General features: G+C 72.6%; 7 protein-coding genes (1 of these 7 only partly in view). All 7 read left to right on the top strand.

Features of this window, described 5'->3' with window-relative positions; all coding sequences use genetic code 11:
• Positions 1-40 precede the first annotated feature (40 nt).
• On the top strand, positions 41-397 hold the full coding sequence (locus tag WQO_RS09870) for a hypothetical protein (protein WP_010064393.1): 357 nt from the start codon (positions 41-43) through the stop codon (positions 395-397).
• Positions 398-484: 87 nt separating this feature from the next.
• A complete protein-coding gene (locus WQO_RS09865) occupies positions 485-814 on the top strand; it encodes a WXG100 family type VII secretion target (protein ID WP_010064394.1) in 330 nt (109 codons plus the stop codon).
• A gap of 180 nt (positions 815-994) precedes the next feature.
• Positions 995-1,495: a type VII secretion system-associated protein gene (locus WQO_RS09860; RefSeq protein WP_010064395.1), complete on the top strand. Its 501-nt coding sequence runs from the start codon at positions 995-997 to the stop codon at positions 1,493-1,495.
• Between the two features lie 119 nt (positions 1,496-1,614).
• Positions 1,615-5,220 (top strand): AAWKG family protein, encoded by a 3,606-nt coding sequence (locus WQO_RS09855; RefSeq protein ID WP_058953936.1) that lies wholly within the window; start codon positions 1,615-1,617, stop codon positions 5,218-5,220.
• 146 nt (positions 5,221-5,366) lie between these two features.
• Entirely contained in the window at positions 5,367-5,801 is a 435-nt protein-coding gene (locus WQO_RS09850) for a YbaB/EbfC family nucleoid-associated protein (RefSeq protein WP_010064398.1), read from the top strand.
• 31 nt (positions 5,802-5,832) lie between these two features.
• The gene (locus tag WQO_RS09845; RefSeq protein WP_010064399.1) at positions 5,833-6,198 is read left to right on the top strand and encodes a hypothetical protein; all 366 of its coding nucleotides are present in this window, start codon (positions 5,833-5,835) and stop codon (positions 6,196-6,198) included.
• A protein-coding gene (locus WQO_RS09840) for a lonely Cys domain-containing protein (RefSeq protein WP_058953935.1) crosses the window boundary here: on the top strand, positions 6,199-19,947 show its 5' portion. Its footprint extends 26,463 nt past the window's final position; 13,749 of the gene's 40,212 nt are visible here — the first part of the coding sequence; its start codon is at positions 6,199-6,201; its stop codon lies beyond the right edge, outside the window.

Genomic DNA, 19,947 nt, shown 5'->3' with positions numbered 1-19,947 from the left:
CCGGAATCCGGCGGCGCGACACATCAGGAGGCGCAGCAACATGGCAGGTACGGGCGCACAGCAGTCACTGGCTTCATCCACCCAGAACGGTGTCACCGCACTGGAGATGGCCTTCACCGGTGTGCAGAACAGCCGTCAGGACGTGGAGAACATGAAGCACAACCTCGCCTCCGGCTACGCCGGCAGCGACGGTGGCGCGTTCCAGAAGCTGCTCGACCGGTGGGACCAGCAGGCGGAGATCATCTCCAGCAACCTCCGCGACATGATCACGACGCTGGAGGAGACCATGCGCGCGCAGGGCATCCAGCAGAACAACTCGAACGACTCGATCCAGCAGGCGTTCAACCGCTCCGAGGAGATCTTCAACGCGCTCGCCGGCTCCACCGCGGGCCGCTGACCACTCCTCCGTTGACCGGGACCCTGACGGGCGACCGGCCCCCCACATCACTGACCCTGACGCACCTGCCGCGAGACGAGGAAGACCATGACCCCTCCGCTTGACTTCACCGACGGCCAGATCTATGTCGACTACGGCCACATGGAGAACGCCGCCGACGACATGGTCCAGCAGACCAAGGCGATCGACAGCATCCTCACCAACCTGGAAGCCGAGCTCCAGGAGCTCCAGCGCAGCTGGGAAGGTGAGGACAAGGCCGTGTACGCCGAGAAGCAGGCCTCGTGGAACAACGCGGTCGAAGAGATGAAGCGCATCCTCGCCGAGCACTCGGCGCTGCTGACCGACGTCTCGGGCAGCTACAAGTACAGCGAGAACTCCCTGAAGTCCCTCTGGGAGAGCGTGCGCATCGGCAGCTGACCCGGGGGCGGCACGCCCTTGGTCCCTCCCGGGCGGCCGTTCGTGTGGCTCCTTCGCGCGCACGGCCGCCCGGTGCAGTCGGGGCGGTTGCACCGTCCGCCGAGGCCCCCTTGGGCTGCCGGCGGACAGGCACCGGCCCTGTGAGTCCCTGGACATCCCGGAAGACTGGAGAAGTGCGACATGGCGGAAGCACCCGCACTCAATCTCAACAAGGCATGGCTGCAGAGCTTCCTCGACAACGACCTTGTCCCGTTCCTCGCGGAGATCAAGAAGATGCGGGAGGACGGCACCACGTCCGACGGGACGACCGTGCCCGCAATTCCCTCGCTGCAGGGAGGCGAGGACGGGTCCGCGACGGCGGCGGGCTTCTTCGACGGCCAGAACAAGCCGCTCGCCATCGGGACGATGGCGGCCGACGAGAACGGCCGTACCAACGGCGGCTACCTGGTCAAGTGCCTGAACGGGCTGGTCGATCAGCTCGACGACATCCTCAAGCTCCAGATCGAACTCTTCGAGCAGATCGAGGAGGACCTGGAGGACACCATCGAGGAGCTCTTCAAGACCCAGGACGGCAACCTGGAGAAGATCGACGGCAAGGACATGATCGACTTCTTCGAGGGCGTGGACGAGGTGCTCTCCGAATCCGCCGGCGGCGGCTCGGGCGACGACGAGGACGACTGACCTTCGTCGAGGGCGGCCGGTAGCCCCGGCCGGCGCTCCTCCGCACGCCCGCGGTCCGGCGGACCGCACCCCGACCCTCCCGTCCCCCGTGTCTCCCCCCGACGAAAAGGCTTTCCGGCATGGCGCTCGATTCCAGCAAGGTCGTCGAAGACCTCGGCGGCGGTACCAACGACAAGTGGGCCGAGGCGGTCAGCTTCTTCACGGGTTTCAAGGCGCCGAACCGGAACGACCTGTTCGACTCGCTCGTCGGCAACGAGGGCATCCCCTTGATGAAGGTGGAGATCTCCGACGTCGGCTATGTGGACTACGTCGACCCCGAGGACATGAACTGGCTGTACGAAAACGCCGGTTCCGACATCAAGAACACCGACTTCGTCATCCCCTTCTACCACGCCAAGGGCGGGCCGGGCTCCGACGTGTCGATGTACCGGGCGCGCATCACCCTGCTCGGCAGCAAGGGGGACGGGCGGATACCCAGCCAGGGGTGGCAGGAGGGCGGGCAGTTCTCCAGCTCCATCGACGGTCACCTGGGGATGGACGGCAAGCCGACGTGGGACACCACGCCCACCGCGCGCTACGCCTACGGTACTGGGCTCGCCCTGGAGGAGTTGATCTTCAACTCCACGGAGGGCACCTACGGCTTCAGCTTCAACGGCAAGCCGGTGGACGACCCTGACTCGGTGACCCCCGCCAACTTCGAAACCGTCGCCGCGGCGTTCGACCGGGTCGCCAACTTCTTCTCGTCCCAGCAGAAGATCGTGGAGGAGTGGCAGAGCCGGCTGGGTAAGGAGAAGGACGAGGCGTGGCGGGGCAAGGCCGCCGGTGTCTTCTGGGACCTCATCAACAAGATCAACAAGCAGTACTCGGACTACGCCGACGACATGCTGCCCGCCGGAGGCACGAAGTCCAAGCAGGGCAACGAGATCCGGGACGCGCAGGAAGCCTTCCAGGAAGCGGTCAGCGACCTCCACGGGGTCTGGAAGGACTGGCAGTGGAAGTACGGCAATCCGCTCGTGGTGCTGCACACCCTGCTCTCCGCGATCATGGAGTACGTCTGGGACAACAACATCACGAAGATCACCTACGAGATCGAGACCCACGGGTCGTACGGCGGCGGCTACACCACCACGACGAACTACATCTCTGAAGATGAGTTCAGCAACCGGGCGAAGATCGAGAAGATCACCGGCACGGGCGACATGGGGCTGACCGTCGAGCCCAAGGACTTCGGCGAGCTCAAAGAGCTCAGCACCTGGGTGGAGGTCGGCAACAAGGCCCTCCTCATGTGGAAGCAGACCGTCGAGGACAACCTCGACAAGGCGGCGGTCGCGGCCATGACGAAGGTGCGCGACAGCTGGAGCAACAAAGAGCTGGACTTCGGATCGATCAAGTCGCGGGGGACCAGCGACACGCTGGAGTCCGAGTACAAGGAGGAGAAGGCCGAGCTCGCCGAGGAGAAGGCGGAGGCGGACGCGGCCGCGGCCAAGGCGGAAGCCGAGGAAGCCGCCCGGAAGCAGGAAGAGTTCATCCAGTGGCAGAAGGACCAGGCCGCCAAGGCCGAGGCGGAGCGGGAGAAGGAGAAGGCGGAGGCCGAGGCCAAGGAGGCCGCGGCCAAGGCTGAGGCGGAGCGCAAGGAGGCCGAGGCCAAGGCGGAAGCCGAGCGCAAGGAGAAGGAAGCCAAGGCGGAGGCCGAGGCCAAGGAGGCGGAGGCCGAGGCGAAGGCGGCCGCCAAGGAGGCGGAGGCCAAGGCCGAGCAGGAGGCCAAGGAGAAGGAAGCCGAGGCCAAGGCGGCCGAGCAGGAGGCCAAGGCGGAGGCCAAGGAGGCGGAGGCCAAGGCCGAGCAGGAGGCCAAGGAGAAGGAGGCGGAGCAGAAGCAGGCCGAACAGGAGGCCAAGCAGGAACAGCTCCGGGCCGAGCAGGAGGCCAAGCAGGAGCAGGTCCGCAAGGAGCAGGAGGCCAAGCAGGCCGAGGCCCAGGCTCGTGCGGAGAACATGCAGATGATGCAGATGAACCAGGCGAAGACCCAGCAGGAGGAGGCGAAGAAGGAGCAGGAGGCCAAGGAGGCCCAGGCCAGGGCCGAACAGGAGGCCAAGGAGGCCGAGGCCAAGGCCGAACAGGAGGCCAAGGAGAAGGAGGCCGAGCAGAAGCAGGCCGAACAGGAGGCCAAGCAGGAGGCCAAGGAGGCCGAGGCGAAGGCCGAACAGGAGGCCAAGGAGAAGGAGGCGGAGCAGAAGCAGGCCGAGGCCGAGCAGAAGCAGGACCGCATCCGCACCGAGCAGGAGGAGCGCCAGGAGCAGCAGCAGGCCGAGCAGGAGCAGAAGCAGGCCGAAGCCGAGGCGAAGGCGGAGCAGAAGCAGGCGGAGCAGGAGGCCAAGCAGGAGGCCAAGGAGGCCGAGGCGAAGGCCGAGCAGGAGGCCATGCGGAAGGAAGCGGAGCAGAGGCAGGCCGAGGCCGAGCAGAAGCAGGACCGCATCCGCGAGGAGCAGGAAGCCAAGCAGGACCGGCTCCGCGAGGAGCAGGAGGCCAAGCAGGACGAGGTCCGCGCCGAGCAGGAGGCCCGGCAGAAGGAGGCCGAGGCCAAGCAGGAGGAAGTCCGGTCCGAGCAGGAGGCCCGGCAGAAGGAAGCGGAGTCCAGGCTCGACAGCTCCCGGCGCGACCTCTTCGGCAACGGAGACATCCCCGACCTGTCGTCCACCCCCATCACCGGCCCGGTCAACGACGGCCCGCTCGAACTCCCCGGCGGTGGTGAGTCGCGGCTCGACGCGGACGGCCGCGTGGTCACCGAGTACCCCGACGGTTCCAAGGTCACGATCGACCCGGACACCCACTCCTCGACCATCACCCGGCCCGACGGCTCCGTCATCTCCGGTCCGCTCAACCCGGGTGACCTGCTGTCCAACCCCGGGGGCAGCGTCACGCACCTGGACCCCGGCGGCAATGTGGTCACGGAGTTCCCGGACGGCTCCACCCAGACGATCAACCCGGACACCGGCACCACCACCGTCACGCGGCCCGACGGCTCGACCGTCTCCGGCTACCTGGACGAGTCCGGCCCCTCCCGCTTCGAATCCGGCCAGCTCAACAACGGCTCCCTCAACAACCCCGGTTCCTTCGGCGACGGCCTCTCCGGCCACACGCCCCCCTCGTACGACCCGATCTCCTACGAGGAGGAGCTGTTCGACGACCAGCCCTACGAGTCGCCCCTGGCGGGCAACGGGGCGTCCGGTGGCTCGAACGCACCGAGTCACAACCGCCCGTTCCTGAACAGCGGGCCCTTCCCCGGCCCGAGCAGTTACGGCGGGGGCGAGGGCGGCAGCGGCGCACCGATGGGCGGAGCCCCGATGGGCGGCGGTATGGGCGGCGGCATGGGTGGCGGGATGGGCGGGGGGATGGGCGGTGGCGGAGGCCAGAACGACTCCGGTGAGCGCGTCCGCAACGTCATCGACGGATCGGTCTCCCGGAACCGCCGTGCGCGACCCGGCGCCGCCGCACCCGGCTCGGGCGGTCGCTACGCCGACGACGAGGTGCGGGTGGCGGCCGGCGGCCCCACCGCGGGCAGTTCGCCCTTCCTCCCGCCGATGGCCGGCGGTGCCCCGGGCGGGGGCGGCGCGCCCGGCCAGACCGCGACCCAGAGCGGCGAGCGGACCCGGGACTCCTGGGTGCCGGAGGACGACGACGTCTGGGGTACCGACGAAGGCGGCGCACCGGCGGTGATCGGACGCTAGGAGCGGTGCCCCGGTCGCGGCCGGAGCCCGTGCGGGGCGGTGGGAGACGGCCTCTGCCGTCTCGGAAGCCGCCCCGGCACGGGGGGAGTTCATAGCACGCACATGCGTACGACAGAATGGTGTACGCGCAGGTGAAAGGGCGACTGTTGAGCGACTCGATGGAGAAGAAGCTGGCCGAGGCCATGGCCGAGCTCACGGCTGTGCAGGAGGCCGTGGCACGTGCCGAGGGCGAACTCGGCCAGTCCTCCACGACGGCCCGGTCGCGGGACCGCGCGGTGGAGGTGACGGTCGGCCCCCAGGGCGAGCTGACGGGGCTGAAGTTCCCCGACAACCGGCACCGGTCCATGACGGGCCCCCAGTTGGCCGCCTCGATCATGGAGGCGGTGCAGGAGGGCCGCGCGGAGATGGCCCGCAAGGTGATGGACGTCTTCGAGCCGCTGACCCGGACCACGGGCCGGGCCACGGGCATCAGAGGAATCGACATCGACTGGGACCGGGCCTTCGGCTCGGCCCTGGACGACGGGACCGGCGGCGGGCGGCGGTCGTCGGCCCGCCTGCACGACGAGATCCACGAAGACTGACCGTACGGACCACCGGAGAGAGGGAGGCACCATGGCGGTAGGAAAGTTCACCGCGAACCCCGGCGAACTGCGCCGGGCCAGCAAGATGATGGAGCAACTGCCCGCGCAGGCGGCGAAGATCGGCGACAACTTCATCTCCGACATCCAGAACTACCGTGGCTGGGCGGGTTACAGCGACGACTTCGCCCTCGAAGTGCTGCCCAAGTACGACGCGAACAACCAGTCCTGCCTGGACATGGTCAGGGCTCTCAGCAGCGCGTTCACCGAGCTGGGCCAGGCGGTCTGGGCCAACGGCCAGCACATCGAGGGTGTGTCGAACTACGCGCGTGACGAGATCGACCGGCAGATGTCCAGCCTGGACACGCCGGGCGACTCCTCCCAGGGTGGCCGGCACTAAGTGGAGGAGATCGACTTTCCGCCGGACGTCCGGACGATGCTCTGGATCCTGCTGGGTGAAATGCCCCTGCAGGCCAGGGAGAATCTGGCGTGGGAAAGTCGTGAGCTCTACCTGGCCCTCCAGAAGGGCCTGATCGATCTGCGCGCGGCCTCGCGCGAGACGATCCAGATGGTGGAGGCGGCGTTGCCGCCCGAGGTGGCGCGTCCGTACATCGAGAGTGTGCGGATGCTCACCGACGAACCGGGCGGCACCGACCCCGTCCAGCAGCTGCTGTTCCAGCTCGACGAGCTGGCCAACGGCCAGGTGGACTACTCGCAGAACATCCAGGCGTCCAAGTGGGAGATCATCGCCGAGATCATCATGCTGATCGCCGAACTGGCGATCCTGGCGGCGCTGATCGCGTTCACCGGCGGCGCCTCGGTCTCGCAGATGTTCCTCGCGCGGGCCCGGAGCAAGCTCGCGATCCTCATCATCATCGACCGCCTGCTGCGGATGTCACCCATGGGGTCGCCCCTGGGTCAGGCGATCCATGAGGCCATCGTGGCGCTGGGGATCCGGCTGGCGCAGATCGGGTTGAACACCGGGGGTCGGAAGCCCGGGGGAGTGGACTGGAAGGACGTCGGTGTCGCGGCGGCCTTCGGTGCGCTCACCGGTGGCTTCATGGAGATCTTTGGCAAGTTCCTGAAGCCCATCGAGAACATCTTCAAGGATCTCCTCGGGGACATCTTCGGGAAGTTCAAGATCGACCCGAACAGCCTGCTGTTCAAGGGGCTGGTGAATGGCCCTCCCACGGTCGTCACCGTCTTCGTCGTCGGGGGCGCCGCCGAGAGCACCGCCGAAGTCATCATCAACGGTGCCTTCTACGACAAGTGGGACTTCAAGTGGGAGACGTTCGTCGGCTCCGGCACCAGCACCGTGTTCGACATGGGCGCGGGGCTGGCCGTCGGAGCGGGCGCCTTCTCGATCTACAACAACTACTTCAACAACAACAACCGGTTCACCGACATCAACGACATGCCGGGGCCGAACAGCATCCTGGGCGGCGGTGACGGCGGACCGTCCGGGTCGGAGAAGCCCGGTGGCCCGGCGAGCGGCACCGACGTCAAGGGCCCTCCGGTGGTGAAGACCAACCCGTTCACCCCCGGCCCCGCGACCCCCTACCCCAACACCGTCTCGGCCGACCTGCCGAACGGTCCGGGCAGCGGGATCGGCACCCTGCCGCCCGCCACGTACATGCCGCCGCCGGCCGTGCCGCCGCCGGCCGGCGTGAACACCCTGCCGAAGGCGGGATCCGACGCGCTGACCCGGCCCACCGACTTCTCCCCGCGCAACACCAGCGGCCCGAACGGCGTCACCGGTCCGAACAGCCTCCTCAACCCCGGCAACGTCGTCGGGACCAGCAGCGTGGTCGGTCCGAACGGCGTCACCGGGTCCGACGGTGTCACGGGATCGAACGGCATCACCGGTACGAGCGGGTCGCCCCTTCCCCACCTTCCGCCGCCCACAACGTCGTTGTCCTCGTCCTCGTCCTCGTCCACGCCCTCCACGCTGCCGTCCTCGTCCCCGACCGACAGCACGCCGCTGACGCCCCCGCCGACGTCGGGGCGCACCTCCGGGACCGGGACGAACACCGACCTCACCTCGTACGACCTGACTCCGGAGACCACCCCGGACCTCACGCCCGAGCTGACGCCCGACCTCCTGCCGGGTACGTCTCCGGACACCTCGGGGGCGACGAACGACCTCCCGAACAACCTGGGCGGGCCCAAGGGTTCGTCCTCCGCACCGGACCCGAGCACCATCGGCGGCTCGAACGACACGGGCAGCGCCAACCTTCCCGACGACGCCTCGGCCGACACGGACGCGGACGGCGTACAGGGCCGGCGGCAGGACGACGGCACCGGTCAGGAGGCCCCCGGCCGCGGCACGGGCGGCCGGAGCACCGGCGGGCAGCCGGGCCTCGACGACACCGCGCACCAGCGGACGGACGGCGCGGACGCCGACGCCGTGGCCCCGCCCACCCCCGTCGCCACCTCGGCGGGACCGAACACCCCCGCGCCCGCAGTCGGGAACCAGGGCACACAGCAGGGCAACTCCGCTACGGGGAACTCCTCGCAGCAGCCGTCCCAGAACGGCTCGGCCGAGCCCGGCGACGCCGACGACCTGCCGGGCGGGCAGGAGACCGGCCAGGCGGACGCGGAGGGCCGACAGGAAACGGCCCGCGGCGCGGAGAGCCCGGCTCCTCCGCAGCCCCGGGGCACAGGCTCCGACGACAGCGCTCGCGCTCCGGGCGGCGGACGGAGCACCACCGGGCCCGAGGACGCCCCGGCCGCGCCGGAGGCCGTACGCACCTCCTCGGACCTCTCCACCGGCGAGGTCACCAACGAGACCACCGGGGACCTGGGAGCCGAGACCGGGGCAGGCTTCTCCGCCGGTCCCACGCCCGAGCCCGCCGTGCCGGTGGCCGATCCCGTGCGGCCCGAGCAGTGGCGTTCGGGGCGGACCGACGCCCCCGCCACCGCCGTACGGATCGACCCGCCGCTCGATGGCGGCCGCACCCCGGCGGACACGACGCCGCTCGACGGCCCGGAGACCCCCGTACGGGCCTGGGTCCAGCGCATCCAGGCCGACGACGGCCGCTGGCTGAGCAACGTCTCGCTCCACCTGCCGGTCCGGACGGGGGAGGGGTTCTCCCCGGCCGAACTGGACGCCCTCCAGGAGCGGATGCGCACGCTCCTGGACACCCATCTGAACCACGGTCTCCAGCTCCCGGGCTCGGGCGACCAGCTGCACCTCGACGTCACGCTCACGGCCGCGCCCGACCACGCCGAGGTCGTCGAACTGAGCCGGACCGCCATGCCGGAGGGCTCCGACCACCTCAACTGGCGGCTGCACAGCACCGATCCGGCCACCTCCCCGGAGGAAGCGGCGGAGCTGCGGACCCGCGACGACGTGGCGGTGCTCCAGCAACTGCTGGGCTACGCAGGCATAGCGGACCGGGGCCCGGCGACCGAGGCCCTCCTGCGCCGACTGGTGCGGCAGAGCGACACGGACACCGGTACGCCCGCCCCGGCCGTTCCGCAGCACTTCCTCCAGGCGGCCGAGTCCGTCGTCACCAGCGCCGCCGTGGCCGACCACCCGCTCACCGCGCGGGGCACCCGGCCCCCGAGCGGCATCGACGACCCGGCGCAGGCCCTGCGAACACCGGCTCCCGGCAACGTGGACCCCGAGGCCCCGGTCCGGGCGGCCGTCCCCTTCCGCACCACCTCCGCCGCGCCGGCGGAGACCGGAACGCCGTCCCTGACCCCGGCATCCGCCACGGACTCCGACGCGGACGTCCGGTCGGCCACCGGGCAGGAAGCCACCGCGCAGGACGTCGAGGGGACCCCGCCCGCCGTTCCCCTCGCCACCGAGGGCCGGGGCGACGGCCGGGGGCCCACCCCGGGAGCGGGCAAGGGCAAGGGCCGGAGCACGGACCAGGAGAACGCGTCCGCCGACGAGCCGGTCCTGCTGGACTTCCCCGGCAGCACGGCGGTCGACGATGCTGTGGACGCGGCCCGCCGCGAGCACGAGGACGCCGTCGCCGCCTTCGGCCGGGCGGCCCGCACCGTCTCGACGCTCGACGCGCGGGTGACCAGCGGCCGGGGCGGCACCGACGACACCGCGCGGCTGTACGACGCCTGGCAGGACCTGAGCGCGGCGCAGCGGCGGCTCGACGCCGCCCTGGACCGGCTGCGCGACCTCGGCGCGGACGCCGCCCACGACGCCGCCGTCGCGTCGATCGTGCCGCGCGTGTCCCGGACGGAGACCGAACGGCGGTTCACGGCCGTCCTGGTCACCGCCGACGACCTGCCGACCGACCCGCCGCGCCCGGCGCCCGAAGACCTCGTCACTCCGGAGGAGCTGGCCGCCGCCGGGGTCACTCCGGACCAGGGCCCCGCGCTGGAGGCCGCTCTCAACGGCTCCGTGCGCTTCGAGGACAGCGGGATCACCGACCCGGTCCAGTGGGTGCGCCTGCTGATGAACCGGCCGGGCCCCTGGTCCGAGGCGCTCGACGGTATCGCGGCGCGCGCCTCCCGCCGCACCTGGAGCGCCGCCTACGAGAACTTCGCGCTCGACGCGCTCCGGGGCGCCGGAGTGCCGGCCGGCACCGATCCGGCCGAGGCGTGGCGGCGGGCGACATCGCTGGTGCTGCCGCTGGAGCTGCACCCCGTGCTCGCCGACTCCCGCCATGCGCGCGGCGACTACCTCGACGCCGTACGGCAGGTGGCCCAGCACCTCGCCGTGCACGGTGCGGACGCGGTGTCGGGTACGGAACTGGCCGTCCGGGTACGGCGTGAACTCGGCCTGCCTCCACGGCTGCCGGGCGGCGCCCCGGCGTCGGGTCAGTCGTACGCCGCCGCCGAACTGGAGCGGCTGGCCCTGCTGGAGGAGCCCGGCGTCACGCCGGACATCGACGGCCTGACCCGGCGCGTGCTGCACCTGCCCACGGGCTCCGAGGTCTCGGCGGGGCAGCGGGACCGGCTCCTCGTCACGGTGGAGAACGCGATGGCCGCCGGGTGGTCGTCGAGCGTCGACGCGCTCGGCGCCTACCACCTGGCGACCGGCGGGGCGCTGGACCACGGACGCCACATCATGGCGGCGAACGGCGCCTACCAGGGGCTGAACCTCACCGGGCGACCCGTCGGGCCGGTGGACACCACCCAGGTGTGGCAGCGCCGGAACGGCCAGTTCCAGGGGCCGCTCGACCCCCTGTGGGACGCCGGTACCGGCGCGTACGCCGTGGTGGCCGATGGTGGACACGATCACGTCACGCTGCCGTGGGGGCAGGGACAGATCCAGGTGCCCTGGCGGGAGTTCGTGGAGCTGGTGGCCCACGACCCCGGAATCGTCGGACTCCCGGCGGACACGCCCGTCATCCTCGTGCTCGCCCACGGCGGCGACCAGGGCCTCGCCCTGCCCCGCACCCTCGCGTTCCGGACCGGCCGCGACGGCGTCTGGGCGCACAGCGGTCAGGTCGGTCTGGTCACCGACCCCGCCACCGGCGTCGAGCGGATCGTGGTGGAGAACCGGCGGTCCGAGGGCCTGCCCCTGGGCGGATGGTTCGGCAGCGACGCCGACGACCTGGGCCCCGGCGGAGTCGCCGAGGAAGGCTTCGTGACCGCGCTGAACGGCATGATCCTCCCCGACGCCGCCCTGAAGACGCGGACCATCGGCGACGACGGCCGGTCCATCGGCCGCGTCACCATGTCCGACTCCGACCTGGTCACGAACGAGCCGATGCTCGAATCCATGGCGGAGATCACCGAGTTCGTCCAGTTCGACCCGGTGTCGGAGGGGGCGATCGGCCAACCGGCCGCGCTGCTGGAGAACGGGCGGCCGGTCTACCACTTCGCGCAGCACGGACAGCCGCTGCGCGGGGTGATGGAGGTGGCCGACGGCAGCCCGCCCGTCCAGGTGGGCGGAGAGGAGACCGGCCGGTTCATCCGGCGCAGGCCCAGCATGCGCAAGCTCGGCCCGAACGCCGTCATCGACCTCGGTTCGTGCTGGGCCGACGCCACGGCGGAGGACCTGCCCTATCTGTCGGACGCGGGGGAGCCCCCGTACGTCTTCGACGTCCTCGGCACCACCTCGTACGCGCAGGGCGTGGCCAACGGCAGCGGTGCCGGGGTCATGGCGGTGGACCGCGTCCATGTGCTGATGCGCGGGGCGACCCCGAAGGCGGGTGCGCTGGCGAGCCCCTCGGGCGAGCAGGGCGTGCGCAGCCTGCTGCTCCCCGAACCGGACCCGGCCGGGCTGGCCGCCCTGGCGCGTACGGCGCACCTGCACACCGGGGACGGGCCGGTCCCCGCCGACGTCCTCGACACCACGCTGCGCCTCGTGAAGGCCCTGCGGCGGTCGTTCGGCGCCGACGTGGCGTCGGACGGCCAGTTCGAGGCGCTGCTCAGGGGTATCGGTGCCCTCGAGAACATGCGCCGGGCCGACCCGCATCTGCGCGTCCTGGGCCCGTTCACTCTCCACCACCTGCACCTGGTCACGCACGCCCGCCACCAGCGCACCAGCAACGACCCGCCGTCCCGGGACGACGTCCGGCGGGTCCTGCTCGACGCCGCCGGGAAGAGGGACGAGGCCGCTGCCGGGCGGCTGACGCTGCACCAGTACACGCCCATGCCGTCGCTGGACTGGGCGCTGAAGCGCCTGGCCGGGCGGGATCTGGCCGCGCTCGCCGCCGACGTGCTGCGGCTGCCGGACGCGGGCGCGGTCTCCCGTGCGGACGTGAGCCGGCTGGTGTGGGGCGCGGTCAAGGGCGCCGAGGCCCTGCGGTCGGTGACCGACCCCGTCGCCCTGGCGAAGAAGGCGCTCCACCTGCCCGGCTCCGCCGCCCCGACCCCGGACGAGGCGGGCGACCGGCTGCTGTGGCTGATGGCCGGCGCGGCGGTCACCGGATTCGACCCCGCGGACCCGACGGAACTCGCCGCGTGGGACCTCGTACGGCACGGCGCTCTCGACGACAGCACCCGGCTGACGGCCGACGGCGTGCCGACCGGCCGCAACTGGACCCGCGGGACCGTCACCGGGGACATCGCGACCGAGGGGTACCTCGTCTCGCCCGACGGCGGCCCGGACGGCGCCACCCCGCACCCGGCGCCGTGGCCCGACGCCCCCAGGGGATCGGCCGCCACGGCTTACGTGCTCACCGCGGACAGCACCAACGGCCATGTCGCCATGCCGTGGACCGACGGCTCCAGCCGCTGGGTGCCGGGGAGCGAGATAGCCGCCCTGCTCCGCCACGACCGGGTCCACCAGCAGATCGCCCTGCGTGCCCCGCTCCTGGTGATCGGTACCCACACCAACCCCGGCAGCCTCGCGCAGCACCTCGCCGGGCGGGCGGGAACGGCCCGCACCACCCTGCTGTCCGAGCTGCCCGGCACCCTCGTCCCGCATCCGGTGAGCGGCCGGAACGCGATCGTCCTGACCGAGGGGACGGCCGCCCGGACCGACCACTGGCAGACCCGGCGGCCCGCCGCCCTGCCCGGTGTCTCCGCCCAGCAGGGCCCCCTCCACACGTTCACCGGACGGGCCCCCGGGACCGAGTCGTCCACGGCGGTGGCCACCTCGTCCACCGCGGCCGCCACCGCCCCGCTCTCGCAGTACATCCGCGACCACGGTCGGCGCCACGACGGGCACGTCGGCCTCGTCCTCCACGAGCCGACCCCCGCAACCGTCCTGGACGGACTGCACCGCAGCATCGTCGAGGCCCTCGGCGCCGACCCGGAGACCACCGACGGACAGCGGCTGCTGACCCGGCTCCAGGACGTGCTCAGCGCCGAGGAGATCGAGCTGAACCGCCCGTACCTGCGCAGCCGCCAGGGATACCGGATCACGCTCCGGCACGGCGGCCGCGACCGGACGGTGGACGTACGGCTCTCCTACGCCGACCCCGTACGGTCCACGAAGTACGGCAGCGACAGCGGCCAACGCCCGCCGACCCTCCCGGACATGGGCGTCGAGGCCCGGGCCGGCGGCGGGCAGTCCACCTCGCACGTCGAGGGCTCGGGCAACATCCGGACCGGCTCGGTGCCGTGGAGCGGGATCTTCCCGGACGACCGCGCCGGGGCGCTGCGCTGGTGGGACAGCACCGTCAACGTGTCCGCGACGCACAACCAGCTCACCCAGTCCGTCACCGTCGGCGAGACCTTCCTGGTCACGAGCAAGCAGCAGGCCGAGGAGCCCGCGCACCCGATGGACGTGGACGGGCGGTGGCAGATCCAGCTCGACACGCCTCGCGAGGGTGAGACCGACAACTGGCAGGCCGAGCAGTCGCACGGCGCCCTCACGATCTGGTTCCACGAGCACCTCGCCTTCGACGGCGACACCACCGCGCTGCCGGAACCCGGCGACGTCGACGACCTGCCGCTGTGGGGCGGCGACAGCGTCGCCGAACCGCGCCGCCTGCTGACCGAACTGCTCCAGGACGACACGTTCGCGGCGCTGCGGGACCTCGACGAGGACTCGGAACGGGCGCTGGAGAACTTCCTCTCGCAGCGCATGCTCCAGGGCACGCCGCACCTCCAGCGCGACGGCGGGGTGTTCTCGCCGACCCTCCTGGACGGCGACGGCAACGCGGTCGGCGTCCTGGAACTGACCGCGGTGATCGAACCCGGACGGCCGATGCGCAAGAGCGCCGACGGCAAGTCCACGCTGGAGACCTGGTTCTCCCACGCGTCCAGCGTGGACAAGTCGGCGAAGCTCACCAGCGGTATGGGCGTCGAGGCGGCCGGCGGGCCGGCGTTCACCACCGACCACACCCCCGGCCACCCGGCCGCCGCCTCGTCCTTCGGCGGCAACCTCATGGGCAAGGCCGCCGTCAACTGGCAGCTGACCGACCAGCTCAGCAACGTCAGCAGCGCCACGCTCATGCACGGGCTCCGCACCAAGAGCAGCCACCTGCTGACCAGCGGCCGGGTCGCCTACACCGCGACGCTGCACCGGGCCGGCGGCGGCCGTATCAGCTCGACCTTCGGCCCGTGGACGGACGGCCTGCGGCTGCGGATCGCCCAGCGCGCCACGATGGCGGGCCACCGCCCGACCCCGGCGGAACTGCGCGAACTCCCCGAGCACCTGGAGAACCTGGAGAGCATCGGGTACACCGAGACGCCGCTGAAGGTGGACGGGGCGGACCCGCTGTTCACCGCAGCGGAGGCCTGGCTGCGCAGGGAGGGGTTCCTGCCGCCCGTCCGGCACCGGAGCAGGTCGGCGGTCTTCCGGCTGGACGAGCCGCTCGTGGTCGCCCAGTTGGAGAACCTGCGGCGGCTGCGGCAGATGCGCTCGACCTACGGCCTCGCCTCGTCGGCGCCGGACGCCGTGGACGGCGGGGAGTCGGTCTGGTTCGAGCGGCCGAACGCGGTCTCGGGCACCCGTCGTGTGCAACTGGTCTTCTCCGCCGCCCGGGACACCACCCGGCCCGCCGTCCACACCCGCCGCCTGCCCGATGTGCTGCACGTCGGCTCCAGCTCGTACGAGTCCGGCGGCGGCCGCCAGCGCGGCACCGCGCTGAGCGGCGCCCTCGGCGGCGGAGGCGGCCTCAACGCCCCCATCGACCGGGGCTCCTGGGGACTGAACACGGCCCCGGACTATCTCGGCACCCGGCAGCTCACCGACGCCTCCTCGACCGCCGGCCAGGTCGGCTACGACCAGTTCACGATGACCACCCGCAACGGCAGCGAACTCTTCGAGGTGCCCGCCCGGCTCGGCCTCGACCTGTACGAAGGCACCGGCGAGGACCCCCTCGTCCGGTTCGCCGAGACCGACGCCGACGGGAACCCGGCGCGGCCCGAGGCGGAGCCGGAGGCGGAGGACGACCTGGAGATGCAGATCGGGGCCGCCGCCACGCCCACCGTGCCGGGGAGCGTCCGGCTGCTGGTGCCGCACTACCGCACCCGCGTCCCCGCCCCGGCGCCGCTGCCCGCCCCGGCCCCCGCACCCTCCCCGGGACATGTGATCCGGCAGCCCGTCACCGACGGCGGCCCGAGGGACGACCAGCGGCGCCTCGCCCTGGTCGACGAACGCGGCCGTCCGCTGCCCGGCCTGACCAGACTCCCCGAAGGCGCCATCGTCGACACCTTCCGGGGCACCACCGCGTTGATGACGGCCCTCCGGAGCATCGTCGCGGGCACCTACCCGGGCAGTCCGGGCCGGGGCCGGGTCGGGCGGGCCGTCCAGCGCGCCTCCGCGACGCTGTCCGGGCTGGCCACGGAGACGGCACGGCGGGGCTCCGCGATGAAGGAAGCCCTCCCGGCGGGCCTGTCCGGTGCCGTCAACCGGGCCGGCTCGGCCGTCAACTGGGCCGCCGCACCGGTGGTCTGGGCGGCCAAGACGTCCACGGACGGTGCGGCGGCGACCTACAAGTGGACCTCCGTCGCCGTGGCGGGCGCCTCCCTGAACGATCGCGGCACCCTGGCGGCCGAGGCCCGGCAGGACGCGATCAGGCCCGGCCAGCTCATCTCCAGGGCCCCGCAGATCCTGGGCGGCGCCTACGTGGTGGAAGGGCTGACGCTGCCCGGCATGGCGGCCGACCAGGTCATGATGCTGGAGGTCACCGGCTACCTCTCCAACCCCCGCAACCTGGGCTCCGAATCGCTCTACTCGGAGCAGGACGTCCTGAGCGGGGACACCTCCGGCCGGCAGCGCGGCGTCGGCGTCAACCACCAGGGCAACCTCCAGGTCACGGCGTTGCAGGCGGCCCCGACCCCGCCCGAGCTGCTGGTCCACCAGGCCAACCCGGGCGGCCGCTACTCCCAGTCCCGCCGCACCGACGACACCGCCACCGTGGGCTCCGGCACGAAGATCACCCACGCCACGGAGCACAGCGGCGACACCCTCTGGATCGGCAACGACCTGACGCTGCTGCTGACCGTCCGCTGGGGCGTGCGCAACGTCGCGGGGAACACCGTCGGCCTCGGCCCCTACACCCCGGTCACGGTCGCCATCGACCTGCCGCGCGCCGTCACGTACCTCGCCCCCGCCCAGGCCGTGGCCCAACTGGCGGCCTGGTTCCAGGGCATGCCCGGCATCCCCGCGCTGACCCTGAACCCGCTCGACGTCCCGCTGCCCGACCGGTACGCCCGGACCCGGCAGCTGGGCAAGGCGACCGTCCTGACGGTCACCCAGCTCGACGGCACGGCCAACCGCCGGGAGCGCCGCGACCGGATGCGCCAGGAGCTGACGGCCCTGGTGGACAGCGAGGCGCCCGGCACCCTCCGGCCCGGCCACGCCTCCTACCTGCCGGGCGTGGCCACCGAGATCGCCCGGGTCACCGAACCCGCCGCGCTGCGCGCCCTGCCCGGACGCGGCCCCGGCGGGCAGGTGCGCTTCCACTTCCTCCACGTCGCCTACGGCGGGGCGCGCCTGGTCGAGGTCGCCCTGACCGCCGAGCCGGTGCTCCAGACGCCCGCCCTGCGCGGCCTGCGCGGGCGCAGGGCGGGCGCGGGCACCGGCCTGGAGCACGTCGACACCCACACCCCGCAGTCCCGGGTGACCACCTCCGGGACCACCACCACCCGGCAGGGCACGGTCAATCCGGTCTCCCGCTATCCGCGCCCCGGCGCGACCAGCTGGACGGACCGCGCCGGCCCGTCCCTGGCGGTGGCCGAGACCCGGGCCCGTACGGCCCGTTCCGAAGTGGCCACGGAGGACCGCTTCTGGACCCGTTCGGGCAGCGTCGCCGACTTCGCCGTCGACTACCGCTACACCGCCACCGTCCGCTCCCAGGCCGTATGGCAGTGGCCCGCCAACCTGCCCGGCGCCCTCTTCCAGTCCGGCCTGCTCAACCTCTCCGGCCTGGAAGGGGACGTGGCGCAGCGGGTCCGCAGCTGGGCCGGGCGCCTGCTGCGTGGCCGCCCGGTCAGCCGCGTCTCCGTACCCGCCGCGACGGCCCTGCGGTTCGTCGCCTCCGAGGCCGACCGGCCCAAGCAGCACGAGGGGCCCCGGGCACCCGCGTTGCTCGGGGCCGACCCGCTGCTGCTCACGGCCACCGCCGCCGCGGCCCAGGGGACCACCCCCTTCCCGCAGGGTGTCCGGCTGGAGACCACCGGCCCGACACCGGTGTACGACTTCAACGCCGCCCCGCAGCTGATGCGGGCGCTGCACGACGTCGACCCCCGCATGGCCGCCGCGTGGGGGCTGCCCGCCAACGCCTCCGCGGAAGCCGTCGCCGCCCGCCTCGCCGAGCTGGTCCAGGCCGGCGAGATCACCCTCGACCCCTCCCGCACGGCGGCCGGGCTGACCGACACGATGCCCGGCAGCTGGCCGGTCGAGAGTCCCGGAACCGCGCCGTCCCTGCGCATAACCCTGCACAACCCGCGGCCGGTCACCGAGGCCGGCGACGTCGCCATCGACCGGGTCCGGCGGCAGAACCGCACCGCGGCCGTGGCCTCGTCCGCCGCCGGCTCCTTCGTCCTCAACCAGCAGGGCTCCTACAACCTTGCCGACGGCAAGAGCCAGGTGCTCGGAGTGACCTTCCCGCTGGCGGCGCAGCAGCCCCACGCCCTCTCCTCGGGCGGCAACGCCTCCGCCTTCTCCTTCAGCAGGCTGCGGACCGGCGCGACCAGCGATCCGGACGACCGGCGCATCCCCCGCACCTACGAGACCCTGGTCGACACCGTCATCGAGGTCGACGGCCCCGACGGCGTCCGGTACGTGACCGGCAGCTCCACCACCCGCCTGTGGGAACGCGACGTCCTCGGCTTCGGCGTCACCCCGGCGCGACCGGGCCCCCGGATCTACGACCTGCCCGCGATCCTGGCCGACCAGGGAGCGGACGACCTACGCGACTGGGCCCAGCACCCGGTCACCGACCTGCCGGACGTGCTGGCGGACGCCATCGACGAGCAGGACGCATCGGCCGAGCTGTGGCTCGCGCTCGGCCCCGACCCGGACGGCACCCGGCTGGCCCGCGCCCTGTTCGTCGGCTCGCTCACGGCCGCCCGGGCCGGGAAGCCGGTCGAACTGGTCATCCGCACCGGCCAGGGGCTCCGGATCTGGCCCTTCGCCGCCGACGGCTCGCTCACCGACACCACGGCCGCCACCGACGAGGCCTGGCAGAACGTGGCGGACACCATCGGCGTCCACCTCGACGCCGTACGGGCCGAGGCGGCCGCCCGGTACCGCGAGGGGCGGCTCACCCGGCGGCAGCCCGGCGCGCTCGCCGCCCTGGACACCGCCGATCGGGCCCTGGACACCGCCACCACCGCGCACCGGGACGCCGACCGAGCGCACACGGCCGCCCGCCGCGACGCCACGGCGGTACGGACGGAACTCACCACGCTGCGGGGCCGGATCACCGAGGCCCGGGATGAGATCACCCGGCTCGACACCGAGGCCCGGGAGGCGCAGGCCCGCTACGACGACACCGCCGACGAGGAGCGCGAGCTCCACGGCCGGTGGCAGCGGGCCCGGGCCGAGGTGGCCCGGCTCGAAGAGCTCGTCGCCGCCGCCCCGGACACCGACCCGGCGTCCCCGGACGGACAGGACGCCCTGGACGCGGCGATCGAACAGGCCGACGCGCTCCGGGACCGGGGCCGCGCACTGCACCAGCGGCGCGAGGAGGACCTGGACACGGCGGAGACCTCCCGCGAGGAGGCGGACGGGCTGCGGACCCGCCTGGAGCGGGCCGTCGCCCGGGAGACCACCCTCGCCGGGAACCTCCGCCGCGCCGAGACGACCGTCGCCGAGGCCGCCCGCGTCCTGCGGCAGGCGGAGGCCGGGCTGCGCCGGGCGACCGGGGTACGCGACACGATCCAGGACCAGGTCGACGGCATCGAAGCCGAACTGATCGACGTACGCGACGAGTTGGGCGAGCAGGCGCGCCGCCACACCCAGGCGTGGGAGGATCTGCCCGCCCTCACCGACGCGCTGGAGACCGGCCGCCGCGCCGAGGGGCTCGGCGACGGTCCGTCCCTGCGCAGCACCGTCTCCTCCGCGCCCGCCCGTCCGACCCGCGCCGGGCGGCTGCGCGGACAGCCCCTGCCCGCCCCGCCGCCCGAGACGGCCACGCCGTCCGCCGAGACCTCGGCGACAACCACCGCCACGGCCCCGCCGCCCGCCGCGACGCCGACACCCGCTCCGCGCCCCGGCCTGCCCGTCGCCGAACGCACCGAACTGGCCGCCGGGCTGGCCGCGATGACCGAGGACGAGCGGACCTCCCGGCTGCTCTCCCTGTCGTCCGCCGACCGCGAGGCCCTGGCCGCC

The organism is Streptomyces globisporus C-1027, from assembly GCF_000261345.2.
In the GTDB taxonomy this organism is placed as follows: Bacteria; Actinomycetota; Actinomycetes; order Streptomycetales; family Streptomycetaceae; genus Streptomyces; species Streptomyces pakalii.
Note: the sequence above shows the minus strand (reverse complement) of the source record. Positions and strands in the feature narration are given on the sequence as shown.